At 53.5% G+C, this 20,381-nt stretch carries 11 protein-coding genes, 3 rRNA genes and 1 pseudogene; 5 read left to right on the top strand and 10 right to left on the bottom strand.

Annotated features, from left to right (window positions below):
• Positions 1-9 precede the first annotated feature (9 nt).
• From D3H35_RS20690 to D3H35_RS20640, 10 genes and pseudogenes are all read right to left on the bottom strand, one after another.
• Positions 10-297 (bottom strand): RyR domain-containing protein, encoded by a 288-nt coding sequence (locus D3H35_RS20690; RefSeq protein WP_119151036.1) that lies wholly within the window; start codon positions 295-297, stop codon positions 10-12.
• Between the two features lie 48 nt (positions 298-345).
• Entirely contained in the window at positions 346-1,113 is a 768-nt protein-coding gene (locus tag D3H35_RS20685; protein WP_119151035.1) for an NUDIX domain-containing protein, read from the bottom strand.
• A 307-nt stretch (positions 1,114-1,420) separates the two neighbouring features.
• Positions 1,421-1,768 carry a hypothetical protein gene (locus D3H35_RS20680; protein ID WP_119151253.1) on the bottom strand — a complete coding sequence of 116 codons (348 nt, stop codon included), beginning with the start codon at positions 1,766-1,768 and terminating at the stop codon, positions 1,421-1,423.
• Between the two features lie 796 nt (positions 1,769-2,564).
• Positions 2,565-2,681 (bottom strand): 5S ribosomal RNA (gene rrf / locus D3H35_RS20670).
• 150 nt (positions 2,682-2,831) lie between these two features.
• Positions 2,832-5,760, bottom strand: a 23S ribosomal RNA gene (locus D3H35_RS20665).
• Between the two features lie 255 nt (positions 5,761-6,015).
• Positions 6,016-7,568 (bottom strand): 16S ribosomal RNA (locus D3H35_RS20660).
• The 16S, 23S and 5S rRNA genes sit together here, the layout of an rRNA operon.
• A 425-nt stretch (positions 7,569-7,993) precedes the next feature.
• On the bottom strand, positions 7,994-9,247 hold the full coding sequence (locus tag D3H35_RS20655; RefSeq protein WP_119151033.1) for an MFS transporter: 1,254 nt from the start codon (positions 9,245-9,247) through the stop codon (positions 7,994-7,996).
• A 117-nt stretch (positions 9,248-9,364) separates the two neighbouring features.
• A pseudogene (gene efeB / locus D3H35_RS20650) lies at positions 9,365-10,611 on the bottom strand (iron uptake transporter deferrochelatase/peroxidase subunit).
• Between the two features lie 17 nt (positions 10,612-10,628).
• Positions 10,629-11,810 (bottom strand): iron uptake system protein EfeO, encoded by a 1,182-nt coding sequence (efeO, locus tag D3H35_RS20645; RefSeq protein ID WP_119151032.1) that lies wholly within the window; start codon positions 11,808-11,810, stop codon positions 10,629-10,631.
• Between the two features lie 16 nt (positions 11,811-11,826).
• The gene (locus tag D3H35_RS20640; protein WP_119151031.1) at positions 11,827-13,338 is read right to left on the bottom strand and encodes an FTR1 family iron permease; all 1,512 of its coding nucleotides are present in this window, start codon (positions 13,336-13,338) and stop codon (positions 11,827-11,829) included.
• A 414-nt stretch (positions 13,339-13,752) separates the two neighbouring features.
• Here D3H35_RS20640 and D3H35_RS20635 point away from each other — a divergent pair, with 414 nt between their 5' ends.
• The 5 genes from D3H35_RS20635 to D3H35_RS20615 all read left to right on the top strand — a co-directional run bounded on the left by D3H35_RS20635 (position 13,753) and on the right by D3H35_RS20615 (position 20,233).
• Positions 13,753-15,060, top strand: coding sequence for an ABC transporter substrate-binding protein (locus D3H35_RS20635; protein WP_119151030.1), 1,308 nt, complete (start codon positions 13,753-13,755; stop codon positions 15,058-15,060).
• 92 nt (positions 15,061-15,152) lie between these two features.
• Positions 15,153-16,034, top strand: a complete 882-nt coding sequence (locus D3H35_RS20630) for a carbohydrate ABC transporter permease (RefSeq protein ID WP_119151029.1) — start codon at positions 15,153-15,155, stop codon at positions 16,032-16,034.
• Positions 16,031-16,813 (top strand): carbohydrate ABC transporter permease, encoded by a 783-nt coding sequence (locus D3H35_RS20625; protein WP_325050116.1) that lies wholly within the window; start codon positions 16,031-16,033, stop codon positions 16,811-16,813. The genes D3H35_RS20630 and D3H35_RS20625 overlap by 4 nt, the downstream gene beginning before the upstream one ends.
• Before the next feature lie 44 nt (positions 16,814-16,857).
• Positions 16,858-18,645 carry a sensor histidine kinase gene (locus tag D3H35_RS20620; RefSeq protein WP_119151028.1) on the top strand — a complete coding sequence of 596 codons (1,788 nt, stop codon included), beginning with the start codon at positions 16,858-16,860 and terminating at the stop codon, positions 18,643-18,645.
• On the top strand, positions 18,617-20,233 hold the full coding sequence (locus D3H35_RS20615; protein WP_119151027.1) for a response regulator: 1,617 nt from the start codon (positions 18,617-18,619) through the stop codon (positions 20,231-20,233). The genes D3H35_RS20620 and D3H35_RS20615 overlap by 29 nt, the downstream gene beginning before the upstream one ends.
• The last annotated feature ends 148 nt before the right edge of the window (positions 20,234-20,381 follow it).

The following is a 20,381-nucleotide window of genomic DNA, read 5'->3' as shown; positions in this document are numbered from 1 at the left end:
AATCGTTTTTTACTTTTTCAAAGCAATCGTATAGCCTAGCGCTTGAAGCGCCTTCAACGTCTTCATCGCAGTAATCCGGTCGTACTCCCTCTCGCCCTCGGTCAGATCGGCATAAGGCACCAGACCGGGATGATGCTTCAGCGCGTCGTTTCTTTCCGGTCCGTAGGTCCAGCCCTCCGACAGACGCTGCAGCGCCCATTCGTCGTGTGCGTTCTCGGCAAGCTTTTCGGTTAATTCGAGGACATCCTCGCTTAGTACGATCGAAGACGTGTCGATCGGATTCGGCCGATAGGCCATGTTCATTCTCCTCCTAATCGTTCATGCGAGTATAGGAACCGGGATCGATTAACCGTAGATCGACCATTCGGGCTCATTGCCTGTAAAACGAAATAGCTGTGCCGGCCGCTGCGAGAATTGCGTCGAATAAACCGGTGCTCCCTCGGCGTCCAGCGCAGGCTCCAATATTCCTTGGCGGCGAGTCGTCTTGAGCTTGCGTATGAAATTATCTTCCTGAAAGGAAGGTATTATCGTCCGGATCACTTGATATAGCTCGCCTAGCGTAAACTCGTCGGGCAAAAACTGTTTGGCAAGCGTCGTACGAAGAACCTCTTCCTTCAGCTTGTCCAACGCATCCCGGATAATGTCCCGATGATCGAACGCAAGCTCTAGCGATTCCAACGCTTCATCGACCGAAAAGAGCCTAACGTCCGCCGCATCCGTCGCAGCGCGCCGATGCTGCAGCAGCTCTTCGCGCACCATGGAAAAGAAGGCATGCGAGATGATCCAGCCTCTCGGATCTCTGCCGGGCGTACTGTAGACATTCAAATACTGGCAATGGACGTTCTCGACTCCCGTCTCTTCCTCCAGCTCCCGCATCGCCGTCTCGCGAAGCGTTTCCGTCTCCTTCGAGAAGCCTCCGGGCAGCGCCCACATCCCCTCGAACGGCCAAGCCTTCCGCTGGATAAGCATGACCTGCAGCTCGCGTAGAGGCAATGACTTCTGAATCGTATTTTTCGGAGACGACACAATAGTAAAAATGACGATATCCGCCGGAGCGCCATCGGGCGTTCGATAACGTTTGGCGGAATATCCATTATTCTCGGATGGGCTCATGAACGGAATCACCTTACAATCAAGTTAATAATATTATTATGACATAAATGGACAAAGGGCGAAAGAAAAATGTGGCAAAGAGACCCGGCAGCGCTCGCCATGCTCAAGCGCCTGCTGCCGGGTCTTGGAATATGATCGTCATTGTCGCGATAGTCAGCCTGCTCATCTTGACTGTTACTTTCTTTCGCTTCCTCTTCCTCGTAGCGATTCTTTTCTCTTTTCCTCTAGTCCGCGCCGCTGTTCTTCCTCTTCTTCCTCTTCTTCCTTGCGACGCCAATTGCGCATCCTTTATTACTAAATTTCCCCTTTATTTACGTTCCACTTGCAATAGCGTTACTTTTTTGATCGTATACGTTTCTCGTATGACCTCTTCCGAAATGACATTCAGCTTAATCAAAGCAGCTATCTTAGTCGCATCGGCCTTGGACAACAGCCGCCACACGCTCGCATCCGGAAGCGCGTTGTACAGCTTCTGGTCGTCGTACTCTCTTCGCTCCTGCCCGATCAATTTCACCCGAAAATCTCCCGCATCTCTCTCCGTAACATCAAGCCCCGAGCATAGCGTCAGTATGTCTCCGCGCAAATCCGCCATTTCTTGCTCGATTTCCTTATGCTGCTTTTTGAGCTGATAAAACCGCGCTATCTTCTCGTCCATCGCTTTCACTCTCCCTGCCTTCATCTTTATGAAGATTTGGCGATGTTTAGACAACGAAGCGCCCATTTTTCATTGGAGACGGTCGGGCAGATCGGGCAAAACCAAATAATACCGCTCACTCTCGTTCCGCTTGCTTAACCGGCTGAGGCATCGCTATTGAGTTTCGCACACGTCATTCCACCCGCGTAACCGATTCAGGCATGGCTATTGAGCTTCGCACACATCGTTCCATTCGCGTAACCGGCTGAGGCATCGCTATTGAGCTTCCACACTCTCATTCCACTCGCGTAACCGGCTGAAGCATCGCTATTGAGCTTCGCACACATCGTTCCATTCGCGTAACCAGCTGAGGCATCGCTATTGAGCTTCCACACTCTCATTCCGCTCGCGTAACCAGCTGAGGCATCGCTATTAAGCTTCGCACACATCGTTCCACTCGTGTAACCAGCTGAGGCATCGCTATTGAGCTTCGCACACATCGTTCCATTCGCGTAACCAGCTGAGGCATCGCTATTGAGCTTCCACACTCTCATTCCACTCGCGTAACCGGCTGAAGCATCGCTATTGAGCTTCGCACACATCGTTCCACTCGCGTAACCGGCTGAAGCATGGCTATTGAGCTTCACACACATCGTTCCACTCGCGTAACCGGCTGAGGCATGGCTATTGGGCTTCGCATATCCTCTTTACGCCCGCGCAACCGGCTGACTCCCGGTTAACGAGAATGCTTGGCGAAATCACTAACAAACATCGTATATAGAAAAAGACACCCTCCTAAGAAGGTGTCTTTTCGTTTGCCTGGCGACGTCCTACTCTCCCAGGACCCTGCGGTCCAAGTACCATTGGCGCTGGAGGGCTTAACGGTCGTGTTCGGGATGGGTACGCGTGGAACCCCTCCGCAATCATCACCAGACCGATCGTGCGACGAAGTCGTCACAAGCCGCATGGCTGCAGGCTGTATAGCTGCGCTATACGTTGCAGTCGTGCGTTGTTTCAAGGCTTGCGCCCTGAAAACCGGATGCGAAAACGAAATGAGCGAGAAAACATCTCTTACCTGTGTTTGTAGGATAAGCCCTCGACCGATTAGTACTCGTCAGCTGCACACGTTGCCGCGCTTCCACCCCGAGCCTATCAACCTGGTGTTCTTCCAGGGGTCTTACATACTGGGAAATCTCATCTTGAGGCGGGCTTCGCGCTTAGATGCTTTCAGCGCTTATCCCTCCCGCGCTTGGCTACCCAGCGATGCTCCTGGCGGAACAACTGGTACACCAGCGGCGCGTCCATCCCGGTCCTCTCGTACTAAGGACAGCCCCTCTCAAATTTCCTACGCCCGCGACAGATAGGGACCGAACTGTCTCACGACGTTCTGAACCCAGCTCGCGTACCGCTTTAATGGGCGAACAGCCCAACCCTTGGGACCTACTTCAGCCCCAGGATGCGATGAGCCGACATCGAGGTGCCAAACCTCCCCGTCGATGTGGACTCTTGGGGGAGATAAGCCTGTTATCCCCAGGGTAGCTTTTATCCGTTGAGCGATGGCCCTTCCATTCGGTACCACCGGATCACTAAGCCCGACTTTCGTCCCTGCTCGACTTGTAGGTCTCGCAGTCAAGCTCCCTTATGCCTTTGCACTCTTCGCGCGATTTCCAACCGCGCTGAGGGAACCTTGGGGCGCCTCCGTTACTCTTTAGGAGGCGACCGCCCCAGTCAAACTGGCCGCCTGACACGGTCCCTCCACCCGATAAGGGTGGCAGGTTAGAACTCCGATACGATCAGGGTGGTATCCCAACGGCGCCTCCACCTAAGCTGGCGCTCAGGCTTCCAAGGCTCCCACCTATCCTGTACAGACCGTACCAAAGTTCAATATCAAGCTCCAGTAAAGCTCCATGGGGTCTTTCCGTCACGTCGCGGGTAACCTGCATCTTCACAGGTACTAAAATTTCACCGGATCTCTCGTTGAGACAGCGCCCAAGATCGTTACGCCATTCGTGCGGGTCAGAATTTACCTGACAAGGAATTTCGCTACCTTAGGACCGTTATAGTTACGGCCGCCGTTTACTGGGGCTTCGGTTCACAGCTTCGGGTTGCCCCTAACCGCTCCCCTTAACCTTCCAGCACCGGGCAGGCGTCAGCCCGTATACTTCGCCTTACGGCTTCGCACAGACCTGTGTTTTTGCTAAACAGTCGCTTGGGCCTCTTCACTGCGGCCCCCTCGTGCTATTCACACTACCGGGGCACCCCTTCTCCCGAAGTTACGGGGTCATTTTGCCGAGTTCCTTAACGAGAGTTCTTCCGCGCGCCTTAGACTATTCATCTCACCCACCTGTGTCGGTTTACGGTACGGGCACCTTCATCTGGCTAGAGGCTTTTCTTGGCAGCGTGAGCACGGGACCTTCGGTACTGCAATTTTCCCTCCCCATCACAGCTTGAGGTTACGTAGCACGGATTTGCCTATGCTACCCTCTTGCTGCTTGGACGAGCTCTTCCATCCGCTCGCGTCCTTGCCCTCCTGCGTCCCCCCATCGCTCGTAACGATTTACGGTGGTACAGGAATTTCAACCTGTTGTCCTTCGACTACGCCTTTCGGCCTCGCCTTAGGTCCCGACTTACCCTGGGCGGACGAACCTTCCCCAGGAACCCTTAGGTTTTCGGCGGATCAGATTCTCACTGATCTTTTCGTTACTCATACCGGCATTCTCACTTCTATGCAGTCCACCAGTCCTTACGGTCTGACTTCTACCCGCATACAACGCTCCCCTACCCAAGTACATTGCTGTACATGCCATAGCTTCGGTGGTGTGTTTAGCCCCGTTACATTTTCGGCGCAGAGTCACTCGACCAGTGAGCTATTACGCACTCTTTAAATGGTGGCTGCTTCTAAGCCAACATCCTGGTTGTCTTCGCAACTCCACATCCTTTCCCACTTAACACACACTTGGGGACCTTAGCTGATGATCTGGGCTCTTTCCCTCTTGACGACGGATCTTAGCACTCGCCGTCTGACTCCCGAGTATACATACATGGCATTCGGAGTTTGACTGGACTTGGTAACCCTTGGCGGGCCCCGCACCCAATCAGTGCTCTACCTCCATGATGCTTAACCTCGAGGCTAGCCCTAAAGCTATTTCGGGGAGAACCAGCTATCTCCGAGTTCGATTGGAATTTCTCCCCTACCCCCACGTCATCCCAGAGCTTTTCAACGCTCACGAGTTCGGGCCTCCAGTGCGTGTTACCGCACCTTCACCCTGCACAGGGGTAGATCACACGGTTTCGGGTCTACGACCACGTACTTATTCGCCCTATTCAGACTTGGTTTCCCTTCGGCTCCGCCTCTTCAGCTTAACCTTGCACGTGAACGTAACTCGCCGGTTCATTCTACAAAAGGCACGCCATCACCCCTAGATCGGGCTCTGACTTCTTGTAAGCGCACGGTTTCAGGTTCTTTTTCACTCCGCTCCCGCGGTGCTTTTCACCTTTCCCTCACGGTACTGGTTCACTATCGGTCGCCAGGGAGTATTTAGCCTTGGCAGATGGTCCTGCCGGATTCCCACGGGGTTTCTCGTGTCCCGCGGTACTCGGGATCCGTCTCGGAGGGAGCAGACTTTCGACTACAGGGTTGTTACCTTCTTTGACGGGACTTTCCAGTCCTCTTCGTCTACCCTGCTCCTTTGTAACTCCATGTGAGACGTCCCACAACCCCTGAGAGCAAGCTCTCAGGTTTGGGCTAATCCGCTTTCGCTCGCCGCTACTGACGGAATCACTCTTGTTTTCTTCTCCTCCGGGTACTTAGATGTTTCAGTTCCCCGGGTATGCCTCCAATGACCTATGTATTCAGTCAAGGGTAACTGCGCATTACCGCAGCTGGGTTTCCCCATTCGGAAATCCCCGGATCAAAGCCCACTTACGGCTCCCCGAGGCATATCGCTGTTCGTCGCGTCCTTCTTCGGCTCCTGGCGCCTAGGCATCCTCCGTGCGCCCTTATTAGCTTAACCTGTTGCAACTGTTAGCGTTAGCCAAAGGCTAATGCTCCGTTGTCAACTTCTTGATTCACAACTTCCGTTGCAAACCAACAGCAAGTAAGGCGAATGATGTCTTTCGCGCATTTCGTTTTCGCTATCCGGTTTTCAAGGTACAAGATGATACCTAATTGAAGGAATTGATCCTTCAAAACTGAACTCGAGCGCAATACGGATTGCCACCTCGCTGACGCGAGCTGTGGACTTTGTTAGCCCTTGCGGGCTCCTTAGAAAGGAGGTGATCCAGCCGCACCTTCCGATACGGCTACCTTGTTACGACTTCACCCCAATCATCTACCCCACCTTCGGCGGCTGGCTCCCTTGCGGGTTACCCCACCGACTTCGGGTGTTGTAAACTCTCGTGGTGTGACGGGCGGTGTGTACAAGACCCGGGAACGTATTCACCGCGGCATGCTGATCCGCGATTACTAGCAATTCCGACTTCATGCAGGCGAGTTGCAGCCTACAATCCGAACTGAGACCGGCTTTGCTGGGATTGGCTCCGGATCGCTCCTTCGCAGCCCGTTGTACCGGCCATTGTAGTACGTGTGTAGCCCAGGTCATAAGGGGCATGATGATTTGACGTCATCCCCGCCTTCCTCCGGTTTGTCACCGGCAGTCAACCTAGAGTGCCCACCTTAACGTGCTGGCAACTAAGTTCAAGGGTTGCGCTCGTTGCGGGACTTAACCCAACATCTCACGACACGAGCTGACGACAACCATGCACCACCTGTCTCCTCTGTCCCGAAGGAAAGGTACATCTCTGTACCGGTCAGAGGGATGTCAAGACCTGGTAAGGTTCTTCGCGTTGCTTCGAATTAAACCACATACTCCACTGCTTGTGCGGGTCCCCGTCAATTCCTTTGAGTTTCAGTCTTGCGACCGTACTCCCCAGGCGGAGTGCTTAATGTGTTAACTTCGGCACCGAGGGGTGGACCCCCCAACACCTAGCACTCATCGTTTACGGCGTGGACTACCAGGGTATCTAATCCTGTTTGCTCCCCACGCTTTCGCGCCTCAGCGTCAGTTACAGTCCAGAGAGCCGCCTTCGCCACTGGTGTTCCTCCACATCTCTACGCATTTCACCGCTACACGTGGAATTCCGCTCTCCTCTTCTGCACTCAAGTCTCCCAGTTTCCAGTGCATCACGGGGTTGAGCCCCGCACTTAGACACCAGACTTAAAAGACCGCCTGCGCGCGCTTTACGCCCAATAATTCCGGACAACGCTTGCCCCCTACGTATTACCGCGGCTGCTGGCACGTAGTTAGCCGGGGCTTTCTTCTCAGGTACCGTCATCGAATGTGCAGTTAACACACCCTTATTCTTCCCTGGCAACAGAGCTTTACGACCCGAAAGCCTTCCTCACTCACGCGGCGTTGCTCCATCAGGCTTGCGCCCATTGTGGAAGATTCCCTACTGCTGCCTCCCGTAGGAGTCTGGGCCGTGTCTCAGTCCCAGTGTGGCCGTTCACCCTCTCAGGTCGGCTACGCATCGTCGCCTTGGTGAGCCGTTACCCCACCAACTAGCTAATGCGCCGCAGGCCCATCCCTAAACCACAGATTGCTCCGTGTTTCCCAAGCCCGTCATGCGACAGACTTGCGTATCCGGTCTTAGCATTCGTTTCCGAATGTTATCCCAGTCTTAGGGGCAGGTTGCCTACGTGTTACTCACCCGTCCGCCGCTAACCTTATCGGGAGCAAGCTCCCTCCAAGATCCGCTCGACTTGCATGTATTAGGCACGCCGCCAGCGTTCGTCCTGAGCCAGGATCAAACTCTCCATTAAAGTGTTACACTTTATTGAAGAACCTCGATGGCTCTTTCAAAGCTGGTCTTACTTTTTGGTCCTTCCGACTCGGCCTAAGCCTTGTCTTCAGGGATCCGTATTACGCTCGATGTTCAGTTTTCAAGGAGCAATCGCTTGGCTTCTCAGCCTCGCTTTGTTGTCTAGCTTGTCTGCTCCGTTTCCGGCGCAGGAATTACATCATATCGCATTTTCATTTCTCTTGCAACCCTCAATTTTTACCATTTTCGAATTCTTTCGATTTTATTCGATTTCATTCGAGTATGATTTTCAAGAGAGTTACTCACCGTCCGGCTATTGAATCAGCGGGCCGGAATTAGAATATAGCATGGACAGCAAGCCAATTGCAATAGTCCAAAATATTCCATATGCTACTCCGCTATTCGTTACTCTCTATTCATTACTCGCTACTCATTCTTAATCTCCGTTAGTCCGTCTTCTATTGCAGACCGATCCGGATCGATCCCCTTGGTCTCTTGACCGAAGAACAGTACAACCAAAGCCCCAATGACAATAGCAATGAAGAACACCAGGAATATCGTAGCAATCGGAATATTCAGCCCTACTAACAAGCCTACGAGGTATGGACCGATTACGCCTCCGATCCGGCCGAACGCCGCCGCGAACCCGACTCCTGTCGAGCGGATCGCCGTCGAGTACAGCTCCGGCGTATAGGCGTACATCCCGCCCCAAGCGCCAAGATTAAAAAACGACAAGCAAATTCCCGCCGCGATCAGCATTCCTTCGGTTTCCGACCTGCCGAACCATACCGCGCTTGCCGCCGTCAGAAGCAAATAGGAAACCAGCACGAATTTGCGCCCGACTTTCTCAATAAGAAATGCCGCCGTGAAGTAGCCCGGCAGCTGCGCCAACGTAATGATCAAGACGTATTGAAAGCTTTTCACGAGACTGAAGCCTTTCAGCATCATAACGGACGGAAGCCAGAGAAACATCCCATAATAGGAGAAAACGACGGTAAACCACAAAATCCAGAGCGTAAAGGTGGAAAGGCGGTATTTCTTCGACCATAGGGAAGCTAAGCGGTCTCCGAAAGACAGCTTATCGCTTCGCAAGCGAGCGTAGCTGGGAGAATCCTCGATCGAGGTTCGCAAGTAGATGGCGTAGACGGCCGGCAGCGCGCCTATCGCAAACGCCATTCTCCAGCCGAAATGCGGGATGACAAAGTAGGAGATAAGTGCGGAGACGATCCATCCTCCCGCCCAAAAGCTTTCGAGCAGAACGACCGCTCTCCCCCTGTCATTGGGCGGAACGGACTCGGAGACGAGAGTCGAGGCGACTGGAAGCTCCCCGCCAAGACCGAAGCCCGCCACAAAGCGAAGCGTGCATAGAACGGCGAAGCCGGCGGCCAACGCCGACAATCCGCTTGCTGCGGAAAATAGGAGCAGCGTCGCTAGCAGAATGCTTCGACGGCCATAACGATCGGCAAGCGAGCCTGCCACCGCCGCTCCGACGGCCATTCCAACCGAATTGATCGCTGTCAGCAGGCCGATTTGCTGCGATTCGAGCTGCCACTCGACGGCAAGAACGGCAACGATGAATGAGACCATTCCGACGTCCATCGCATCGAACAACCAGCTAAGTCCGGCGCTGAACAACAGCTTTCTATGCTTCGGTTCGCTCAATAAACCGGATTTGATCATCGTTAGCCAACCATGCCTTTTCGCTTAAATGTATTCCGTTCTAGAGTGCGTTTACTCGAATGGTTATATACAAAAAAAAGGTTGAACGGGAACGCTCCCGTCCAACCCTATCGAATTCTAGCCCTCTAGTATATTCTGTCCGATGTATTGACCTTCCCGGAGTCCTCGCGGACAGGCGAATAACGCGCTGGCGACATGCATTGTGTACTCGTTGAGCTTATCCTTATTCTGCATAAGGCGCAGCATCGGAATAAACTGCTCTTCCGGGTTTTTCTGATAGCTGATGAACAACAGGCCGGCGTCGACGTTTCCGGTGCGCGGGTCTACGCCGTCGGTGTAGGAATAAGCTCTCCGATGAATAGATTGCTTGGACTCCTTGGCCAAAAGCACATGGGAGGTGTCAGGCAGCTTGGATGAATCGACCGTGTCGAACTCGCCCTTGGCTCCGAACGCGGCACCCGACTCTTTGAATCGTCCGAAAGTCGCTTCCTGATCGGTAAGCGAGGTTCTATCCCACATCTCGAGCAGCATGCGTATTTTTCGATAAGCCATATAAGAGCCGCCTTGAAGCCAAGCCGGTTCGTCTTTGCCCGCCCATACCACATCGTCGTAGCCGGATGCGGAGTCGTGCAGCCCGTTAGCCGTGCCGTCCTTGAATCCGAATAAATTGCGGGGAGTCTTGCCCGGAGTCGCGCTGATAAAACCTTCCTGCATCCATTTCAACGTGGCATAGCCGGTGGAAAGACGAATGAAATTGCGAACCGCATGGAACGCGACTTGCTGATCTTCCGCGCACACCTGAACGCACACGTCCCCCCGGAAATGGAGGCATCGATGTTTTCACGGGCCATGCGGGGAATATCCTTCAAGTAGCGCGGAGCGAGATGAGAGATGCCGAACCGATCTTTGCCCGCATCGCTAAAAAAAGTCGGCCCGAACCCAAACGTTACGGTCAGGCTGGAGGCCGGCAAATCCAGCGTCTCGCCCGTATCGCTCGGCGGAAGCATCGGATTGTCTCCCGTCTTCATAGTGCCGCCTGACGTACTTAAATCGCTGAACTTCGTCCAATCGCGAAACAAACGTACGACGTTCGCCTTGTCGCCGGCCGTAATCCGGAAGCTCGCGATATACATGTAGGTTTGCTGCGGAGTAATAATTCCGGCCTGATGCTCCCCGTACATCGGGATGGAATCTCCCTTATCCGCATCGGCCGCGTTCGCCGCCGTCTTCGTGGAGGAGGATTTTCCCGTCCCCATGATAGCGCCTAATCCGCTGGCTCCAATGGCGATGCCTACTCCGGCTGCCGCTGACATTTTTAGAAAATCGCGCCGCGACAGCCCTTCTTGCTTCTCTTTTGAATCCATCTATCTTCCCCCTGCTGCTAGAGGATACTTGCGGTCTGAGACATTAAATTGGACAACTGGCTCAATTGATCGCTAATTTGACGAATTTGCTCGGTCGTCAACTCATTATACAACACGAATACGCCGTTTTTTTGAAAACCTCGCAGCGTTTCCTCCATTGCCAAAAATTGTTTGTCCAATTGGTTGCCCAGCTCCGGATTTTTCTCGTTCAGCGCAGGAATAATGGCCAAATATACCGTCTTGGAGCCGTCTACGTTCGCCGCTAGATCGATAAGATCCAAGTGGGAATAGAGCTCTTCCTCGCCTGTAATTTTGGAAGTGGCCGCCTCGTTGAGCAGCTCCATCGCGCCGGCTACCATCGCTTTCGGCTCAAGCTTAAGCCCTTGAATTTGCTTTTGCAGCTCTTCCGTATCCGAAATCAGTTGATCCGCATACTTCTCTTGACCTTGAAGATTGTTGTCAACCCACAGAGCTTTCTCGATCCGGTGATAGCCGGTCCACTCGCTTTCGTTCTCTACGTCGGCGAGGCGGGCGTCGATCTTCGGATCGAGATCGCCGAACGTTTCGGCAATCGGTTCGATGTTCTCGAAGTAAACGCGTCCTTTGGCATACTCCAGCTTCGCCTGCTCGATGTTGCCCGATTTGACCGCCGCGGCGAGCACTTTCGTCTGGTTCGCGAGATTGGCCGCTTGCTCGTCCACGTAAACCTTGTAGTTGGCGACGGCTTTGTTCAACAGCTCGGAAGTATTTGCTGTCGTTTCCTTGGCGTTAAGCAGCTTCGTCAAAGCTTCTTGCAGCTTGGCCGCCGTTACTTTGAGTGCGTCAAAATCGACTTTGTCATAAGCCGATGCCGAGAAAATAGGCATTTCGTACTTCTCGACGTCCGTATATTCCAACGGGAAAATTTGGCGAACCGTGTTCTCGTAAGACAGCCATGCGTCGTTGATCGATTTCCCGATCCGCTTGACCTCGTCGGCATCCTTCTTCTCGATCGCGTCCTGCAGTTTGGTCGTCTCTTCCTGCAGCTTGATCGTCCCTTGCCGGATCGCGCCTTTGTCATCCGACGACGCCCCTTCGGACGGAGCCGCCGATGCGGACGCGGATGCGGAAGCCGGTGAATTGTCGTTCTCCTTGCCGCAGGCGCTGAGCATCAGCAAGGCTGCGAGCGAGGCATAGGCTAGTACGAGTGGTTTTTTCATGATAGAGGTTCCTCCATTAAATGGCGTCTGGCGCCTTATTATTCGATAGAATCGTACTCCGTCGCTTGACCTTCGTTCTCTGCAAGACGATTACCGCAAGAGCGGCAAGAACGAATAAAAGCTGCGGAAGGGTGCTGTACCACGAAGGGTACAGGCTGACCGAGGCGTACTCCGGCAAATAATCATGGACGGTCGAAGGAAGCAAGCCTGCCATCTGGAGGCTATGTATGCCCGATCCCATGAACTTGAAGCACAGATAGAAAACGATAACGCTGGATACTAGAAATACGGGCCGAACAGGGAGCCTCGTTCCCGCTTTGACCATAACGATTGCGCACAGCGCGAGTACTCCGAAGCCCGCTGCGATGCCTCCCGACAGCTCTCCGGCCGACATCTTGCCAACCATGCCGATCAGGAAAATGACGGTCTCAAGCCCCTCGCGAACGATAGCGAAAAAGGCGAGTAAGGCGAGCGAAACCATTCTGCCGCCCGAAAGCGCCTGGCGGCTCTTCGTCTCCATGAACAGCTTCCACCGCTTCGTGTCTGCGTTCCGGTGCAGCCAATAGCTGACGTAAAGCAGCAGGACGCTGGCCAGCACTCCCGTCCAGCCGTTAATGAGAGAGTTATTGTGTCCGAATGCGCTTGACGAAAAGAGGACGGCGACGGCGAAACCGACGGCTATGCAGACGATGACGCCCGACAGCGATCCTCCGATAACCCACTTTCTGGCGGGCTTGGAATCGGCCTTTTTTGCATACATCAGAAGAGCCCCAACGACAAGCAACGCTTCGATCCCTTCCCTTATCGGAATCAGCGCGGCATCCCACCAGGAATATTGCGCATCGATGAAAGGAGTCAAAGAGTCGATCATTCGGTCGACGATCGGCTTGGCTTGCGTCCGCTTGCTCTCGCTGGACAAATAAGCGTCAAGCAGAACGAGATCGCGCTCGGAGTTGTTGTACACCGTCTGGGACTGGCTGACGATATCTCCCTCGACGGACAACCATTGCTGCTGCAATTGCTTGACTTGCGCGCGGGCTTCGGACCATTTTTCCGCATCCATCAGATTCCCGGCTTGCCGAAGCTTCATTACATAGACGCCGAGAGTCATTCCCTGCTTTCCGCTATTGTCCAAATAAGCTCCGTCTCGATAATTAATGAGAGAAAACCGCAACGTACCGGCTTGCTCCAACGCCTGTGCTCCGTCTTCCGTAAGTAGAGACAGTGAAATGGCGGCGATCTGGCGATCGATTTCGGACGACATATCCAGCGAATTCTTTTTCACCGCTTGCTTGTTCGCGTTCCACCATTTCTTAATGGGAGCGAAAGCTTCCGCCGCTTGCTCTAGTTGTCCCGACTCCAAAGACACCTGAAGCTGCTCGGAGTGAATCAGAACTGCGGAAATATTCTCGTCATTCTCGGCCGCGGAAGTCGAAGGCGGGCCAAAAAAGAAAAGCGTCCCCGTCAAGAGAACGACGCAGACTGCCAACAGAATCGCGGAAGCGGTTCTGCGGCTTGTTTGTTTCATACCATCATCTCCCTCAAAGTCCGGCGCGCTTAAGCTATTTTCAAATTGTATGCAAAATTGTGCAATTGATTATTATTATCACTGAAGACTTCTAAAATTATAGTCACCGCATCCGTTTCTGTCAATTGAAAGGAGACTGAAATACACACAGAAAACCCTTACAGTACAAGGGTTTTCATGGTAATGCCACATTTGAACGCCATTCCATTTGGAAGCCGAAACGATTTCGCCGCGCAAGGAAATACTAACGACCGAATGAGGCTCCCCGAAGCTGCGCTCCTTCCATTCGCAAATCGAGTCCGATTAAATTTTGATATATAATGCTTGAATCTTTGCTATGGGTTCGAACCCCTCTGCGTTCTACAATGAAAACGTAAACAATTACAAACAGCAGCCGGAAGGGGTCAGAACATCATGAAACTCAAAAAAAGCGGTATCGTCGCTTCGACGCTCGTCGTCGCTCTCGGATTGTCGGCATGCGGACAAAGCAACGGCAACAAAGCCGAGCCGTCGGCGGACAAGCCGTTCGCCGGACAGAAATTGACGGTCTTCGCTCTTGCTCACCCTTGGACGGACGGCATGAAAGCTTCGCTCGGCGAATTCGAGAGCGCAACCGGCATCAAGGTCGACCTGCAGGTGTTCCCGGAGGAGCAGCTTCAGCAGAAGCTGGCCGTTCAATTCACTTCGGGAGCTCAAACGCCGGACGTCTTCACCTACCGACCTTTCATGGAAAAGCTGCTCTATGACAAAAACGGCTGGACGGAGCCTCTGGACGGCTACGTAACCAAAGACGCCGGTTACACTTTCGACGACTTCTCCAAAGCTTCCGTCGACGGCAGCATGGTGAACGGCAAGCTGATGTCGATTCCTCTGTGGACGGACCAATTCGTCATGTACTACCGCAAGGACCTGCTGGAACAAAACAACATACCGGTACCTAAGACGCTGACGGAATTCGAAGCGGCGGTCAAAAAATTGAACGATCCTTCCAAAGACTTCTACGGCTTCGTCTCCCGCGGGCAACGCAACGCGCTCGTATCGGCGGCTGCCTCGTTCATCTATTCGGAGGGAGGAGACTTCATCGTAGACGGCAAAGCGGCGATCAATACGCCGGAAGCGATCCGCGGTCTTGGAATGTACGCCAATCTGCTGAAAAACTACGGTCCGAAGGGCGCTCTGAATATGGGCTGGCCGCAAGCCGCCGCGCTGTTCGCTCAAGGAAAAGCGGCGTTCTACGTGGACGCTTCCGCCCTATACAACAATACGACCGATCCGGAGAAATCTCTCGTCGCGGACAAAGTCGGCTTCGCTCCGTTCCCTGCTGGATCGGCCGGTCAGAAGCCTTACGCCATCGCGGCTTGGGCGCTCGCCATGAATCCGAAATCGGAGAAGAAAGACGCCGCATGGGCGTTCATGGAATGGTCCACGAACAAAGAGAACGTCCTTCGCATTCAACAAAGCGGCGTACCGGGCGCACGCGATTCCGTCTGGGCCTCTCCAAACGGCATTGAGAAATTCCCTGCCGATCTAGCCGCGGCTATCAAAACGACGATGAGCATCGGCGTCGATCACAGCGTGCCTCAAGTGATGAGCGTAACGGAAGCTCGCGATGCCGTCGGCAGCGTCGTCGTCAAAGCGATGCTCGGCGAAGATATTAACGCAGCCGCAGAGACCGCCAACAAAGAACTGCAAGCGATCATCGACAGCGATAACAAAAAATAAAAAGAATCGAACGCGGGCAAGCCGGGTCGCGCCGGTTTGCCCCTTCGTTCGCTCAGGACCTCATAGATTCGGATCGGAAAGGAGTCGGAACCATGTTCATCAACTGGATCGACCGTCATCTCAAGTGGGTTTTTACGTTACCGGCTGTCCTGTTCATCGTCTTGATGGTCGCTTACCCTCTCATCTATACCGGAAGGCTTAGCTTCTTCGAATGGAGCATGTCCGCGGTCACGCCTCCCAAATGGGTCGGGCTCGATAATTACGTTGCGCTGTTCCAAGACCATCGGTTCTGGAACGCGTTGAAAGTTACCTTCTACCATACGTCCGTCAGCATCGTGCTCGAAACGGTGCTTGGCGTCGGAATCGCCATTCTGTTCTCGCGCAAATTCAAAGGCGGCCGGATCGTGAAGACGGTCATGATGCTTCCCATGGTTGCAACGCCCGTGTCGATCGCCCTCGTATGGCTGCTCATCTACGAACCTTCCATCGGCTTTGCCAACCAGGCGTTGAAAGCTCTCGGCTTCGAAACGCAAGAATGGCTCGGTTCGGTCACGCAGGTGCTCCCGTCCCTTATCGCCATCGATGTGTGGGAATGGACTCCGTTCATCGCCCTTATCGTTATCGCCGGCCTCGCGTCCTTGCCGACCGATCCGTACGAATCGGCCGACGTGGACGGCGCAAGCGCCTGGCAAAAGCTTCGCCACATTACGCTGCCGCTTCTGACGCCGACGATCATTACCGCCGTCACGCTTCGCATTATCGACCTGCTCAAAACGTTCGACACGATTTACGCAACGACGCAAGGCGGTCCGAACTTCGCTTCGCAGACGCTTAACATTCTCGTGTACGATCTGGCGTTCCAGAACTTCAAGCTCGGCTCCGCGTCCGCGCTGCTGGTCATCTTCTTCCTACTTATTCTTGCCGTCATTCTGTTGCTCACTTCTATTCGCAAAAGGCAGGAGGAACGCGTATGAGAACGTCCAAACTCGCAAAAACTGGCTATACCGGCTTGACCGTCGTCATCCTGCTGCTGTTCCTCTTCCCGTTCGCGTGGATGCTTCTCGCTTCGTTCAAGACGCAGCTTCAAGTGCTTTCGCCGGATTACATGTTCGTCTTCAAACCGACCTTCGACAATTTCGCAGCCGTGTTCCAGGAGTACGATTACATGAAATTCATCTGGAATACGCTCGTCATCGCCACTCTATCGACGATCGGCTCCCTCATACTGGGCTTGCCGGCCGCCTATGGAATCGCGAAATACAAGATGCCTTATTTTGCCCTGACGATTCTCGTCGCCAAAATTATACCGGGCATCACCTATCTCGTCCCTTGGTACATTCTGTTCAACAAAGTCCACTTGATCGACTCGTTCGGAGGCATGATTCTGGCGCATATGGTCATCGGCTTGCCGTTCATTATGTGGGTCATGATTCCGTTCTTCGAGGATTTCCCGAAGGAAGTGGAAGAATCGTCGTGGATCGACGGCTGCTCGAAGGTGCGCACCTTCTACCAAATGGTGCTTCCGGTCGCTTTGCCGGGTATCGTCACCTCTTCGCTGCTCGCATTCATTTTTTCGTGGAACAACTTCATGTTCTCTCTGGTGCTGTCCGGCGAAAAAACGAAAACGCTGCCGCTTGCCATCTATAACTTCATGTCGAATACGTCCATTAACTGGGCGCTCTCATGGCGGCTGCCTGTATCATTACGTTGCCGGTCATCGTTATCGCTATGCTCACCCAGAAATACGTCGTAAGCGGTTTGTCGGCGGGAGCCGTCAAAGGATAAGGAGAATGGGCCATGCTCAACGGTTGGAACACGTTCAGCAAAACCGTCCTGTTGATCATTATCGTGCTGCTCCCGATCGGTCTTATTTTCGGCTATACGAATCAAATATCGGTCCAGGTCATCAAGAAGGAGCTTCAAGAGAAAGCGTTGAAGCGCCTTTCTTTTTTTGGAGCCCAGCTCGACAACACCGTCAATCAGCTGTCTGTCATGTCCATCGTCCTTGGCCGCGACCCGGGCGTCGGAACGATGGGCAGCGCAGGGAGCGGCCCCGGAGCTTACGAGCGGCTGCAAAAGCAGGAGGATTTCATCCGCAAAATGAGCGTGCTCAGCGCCACGAGCAGTTGGCCGAACCGGCTGACGATTTATTATCCGGCAATCAAGCAGGCAATATCTAGCGATTATTACGGCATTTACGACGAAGCCTACTTGGCTCGAATGAGCAGGCAGCCTTCGGGCAGCTGGGTGTACCTCGACGATCGGAAAGAGTTCGCCAAACTGCTGTGGAGCCCCCTTCTCGTTAAACGAAGCATTAAGGATGCGGAGACTATTGTCGAAGTCCGTTTCTCGGAGGTCAACCTCGTCTCGATGCTGCGCGATTATTCGGCGGACGAAATAGGCAATACCTTCTTCTATAAGAAAGGCTTCGAGCCGATCTACGACCATGACCTCGGTGCGCAATCGACACCGCTTGGCTTGATCGCGGCCTCCCTGGACAAGGAGCCTCCCGACGAACCAGGGTACCGGGTCGTTCGCGTCGGCAACGACTCGTACATGGTCAATATCGTATACTCGGAAAGCTTGGGATGGTACGCCGTCAATTACTCTCCCTTGAAGCAGGTGCTGGAGCCAATTACGACGAGCCGCAATCTCTTCTATGCGTCCTTGCTGCTCATGCTTCTGATCGGATTGCTCGCCGCCGTTTTTCTCTTCCGGCAAGTGCAATTGCCGATTACGATGCTGCTGCGCGGAATCAAGAAGATTCAGACGGGAGAATACGCCTTCCGGATCCGATACAAGCCGAGAAACGAATTCGACTATTTGTTTCTTAAATTCAATCAGATGTCCGAAGAAATTCAACGGCTGGTGGAGACGGTCCACGCGGAAAACATCCGATTCCGCGATGCGCAGCTGAAGCATCTTCAGGCGCAAATCAATCCCCACTTCTTGTCCAACAGCATGTTCTTCATTAAGAACATGATAGCCGTCGACGATAAGGAAGCCGCCACGAGGATGATTCTGAATCTGGCGTCGTATTATCGGTACGTCACCAAGCTGGAGCATACGATGACGACTTTGCGGGAAGAGCTCGAGTTGATCGACAACTACTTGGTCATTCAAAATTTGCGGCTGGAACGGTTTCATTACGAAATAGAAGTTCCGGAGAGCATGTACCGGCTGCGGGTGCCGCGGCTGTTCATTCAACCGGTTATCGAAAATACGATGATTCATACCGTCGAAAAATCCGGGCGATACGGCATTATCGAGATGAGCGGGCGGCAAAAAGGCGGCGAATGCCTCATTATCGTAGACGATAACGGCGCCGATATTTCCGACGAGACAATTCGCAAGCTTCGGACGAAGGTCGAGCGGCCCGTCGAGGAAGGCGAAGGATTCGGACTGTGGAACGTCCATCAAAGGTTGCGCTACCAGTTCGGCACGGAGGCGGGACTGCAATTTTCCCGCTCGCCGCTCGGAGGGCTGAGAGTCGCTATCTATTGGAAGGATTCGATCTCGGGAGAATCGGCCGAATCGACCGAATCGGGAAAGGACGATGATGATGCAGCTGCTGCTGGTCGATGATGAGATGAACGTGGCGGATACGCTTGCCGATACGATTCCCTGGCATTCCATTGGCATCGATACGGTTCACAAGGCGTATTCCTCTGCGGAAGCGCTTAACCTTCTGAACATGCACGAAATCGATATCGTCATTACCGACGTGCGCATGCCCGAGATGGACGGTCTTGAGCTCGCTCGCCGCATTTTTCTGTATTGGAAGCACATCAAATGTTTGCTGCTGACCGCTCATGCCGATTTCGAATACGCTCAAGCCGCCATCAAACATAATATTCAAGGCTACATGCTCAAGCCGATCGACGATAAGGAGCTCGTCCGTCAATTGAGTGCCGTCGTTGACACCATCCGAACCGAGCGGGAAAACGAAAGCAATTACAACCGGGCGATGGCCGCCATGCGCCATCACCTGCCGCGAATACAGGCGGAGCTGCTGCAAAGCTTGCTTCAAGGAACCCGAATGACGGAAACCAAGCTCGCAGAGCAGCTCAAGCTGCTGGAATTGCCCGTCGGGATCGGCCAAGACATCTTCATGATGCTCGTTCGGTTCAAAGAGCGGCTATGCGACTACAATTCGTTCGAAATATCGTTGATGGAATACGCGATCGGCAATATGGCCAAAGAGACGTTCCAGGATCACTTCGACACTTGGTATTGCCGGGACGTCCACGAATATTTGGCATTCGCTCTCATTCCTCGCGACGCTTCCGACGGCTCCTCGCTGGAGCATCTGAACAGGCTGGCGAATCAATTCCAGATGAACGTGCAGCGATTTTTGAAAATGCCGATATCGGTATTGTCCGGTCAAGCCGGACGCTTCCCCGACGAAGTGACGAAAATGTACAACAACCTGCTGCTCCTGTTCGGAAGAAGGTTCGGCGACGACAAGGATTTGCCCGTCTACATCGCCGGACGAGGCGAGATGGCGGCGATCGGCACTTTAGTATCCTTGTACGAGCCTCCTCTATTCGTCCACCTTATGGAGGCCGGTCACTGGGAAGCCGTGTCCGCGAAGCTGCACGCCGTCATGAACGAGCTGGAGACGGATTGGAGCGAATCCTCGGAGCAATTGACCGAAGCGTTCTTCGCTATATTCTCGGCCTTCTCTTATATCGCCCACAAAAGCGGACGCAATCTCGCCGATCTCATCGGTGCGGAGTACGTACTCGGCAAGGAGCTGCAGCCGGCAAGGACGGTCAAGCATCTGCGAGAGTGGACGGTCAGCGTGCTCGACACGTTCCGCCGGAACGCCCGGAACGAGACTCGCAGCGCCAGAGCGTCCGCCGTGAAGGAAGCTCAAAAATTCATCATTTCCCATCTGTCCGGGGATCTCTCCGTCCAGATGATTTCCGACGTTCTGAACATGCATCCCGCCTATTTGTCCCGCCTCTACAAGCTCGAGACCGGCGAGAACATCAGCGATTACATCGCCCGGTTGAAGATGGAGAAGGTCGTGCTGCTGCTCAAGACGAGCACGAAAAAAATATACGAAATTTCGATCGAGGTCGGGTATCAGAATCCCCACTACTTCATTAAGCTGTTCAAAAAGCATTTCGGATTTACTCCGCAGGAATATCGGAACATGAACATGTGACGGGCTTCCTGACGGTTATCCCATTACCTAAGCTAGCACCTCTTTCTTGCGGCCGACGAGTCTGCGATGGGGGTGTTTATTTCTTTTTAAAGGAGTTAACGTTCTGTTCGAACAACGGATTTATGATGGAGTTGAGCAAATGAAGACG

It is taken from the genome of Cohnella faecalis, from assembly GCF_003570905.1.
Classification (GTDB): Bacteria; Bacillota; Bacilli; order Paenibacillales; family Paenibacillaceae; genus Cohnella; species Cohnella faecalis.
Note: the sequence above shows the minus strand (reverse complement) of the source record. Positions and strands in the feature narration are given on the sequence as shown.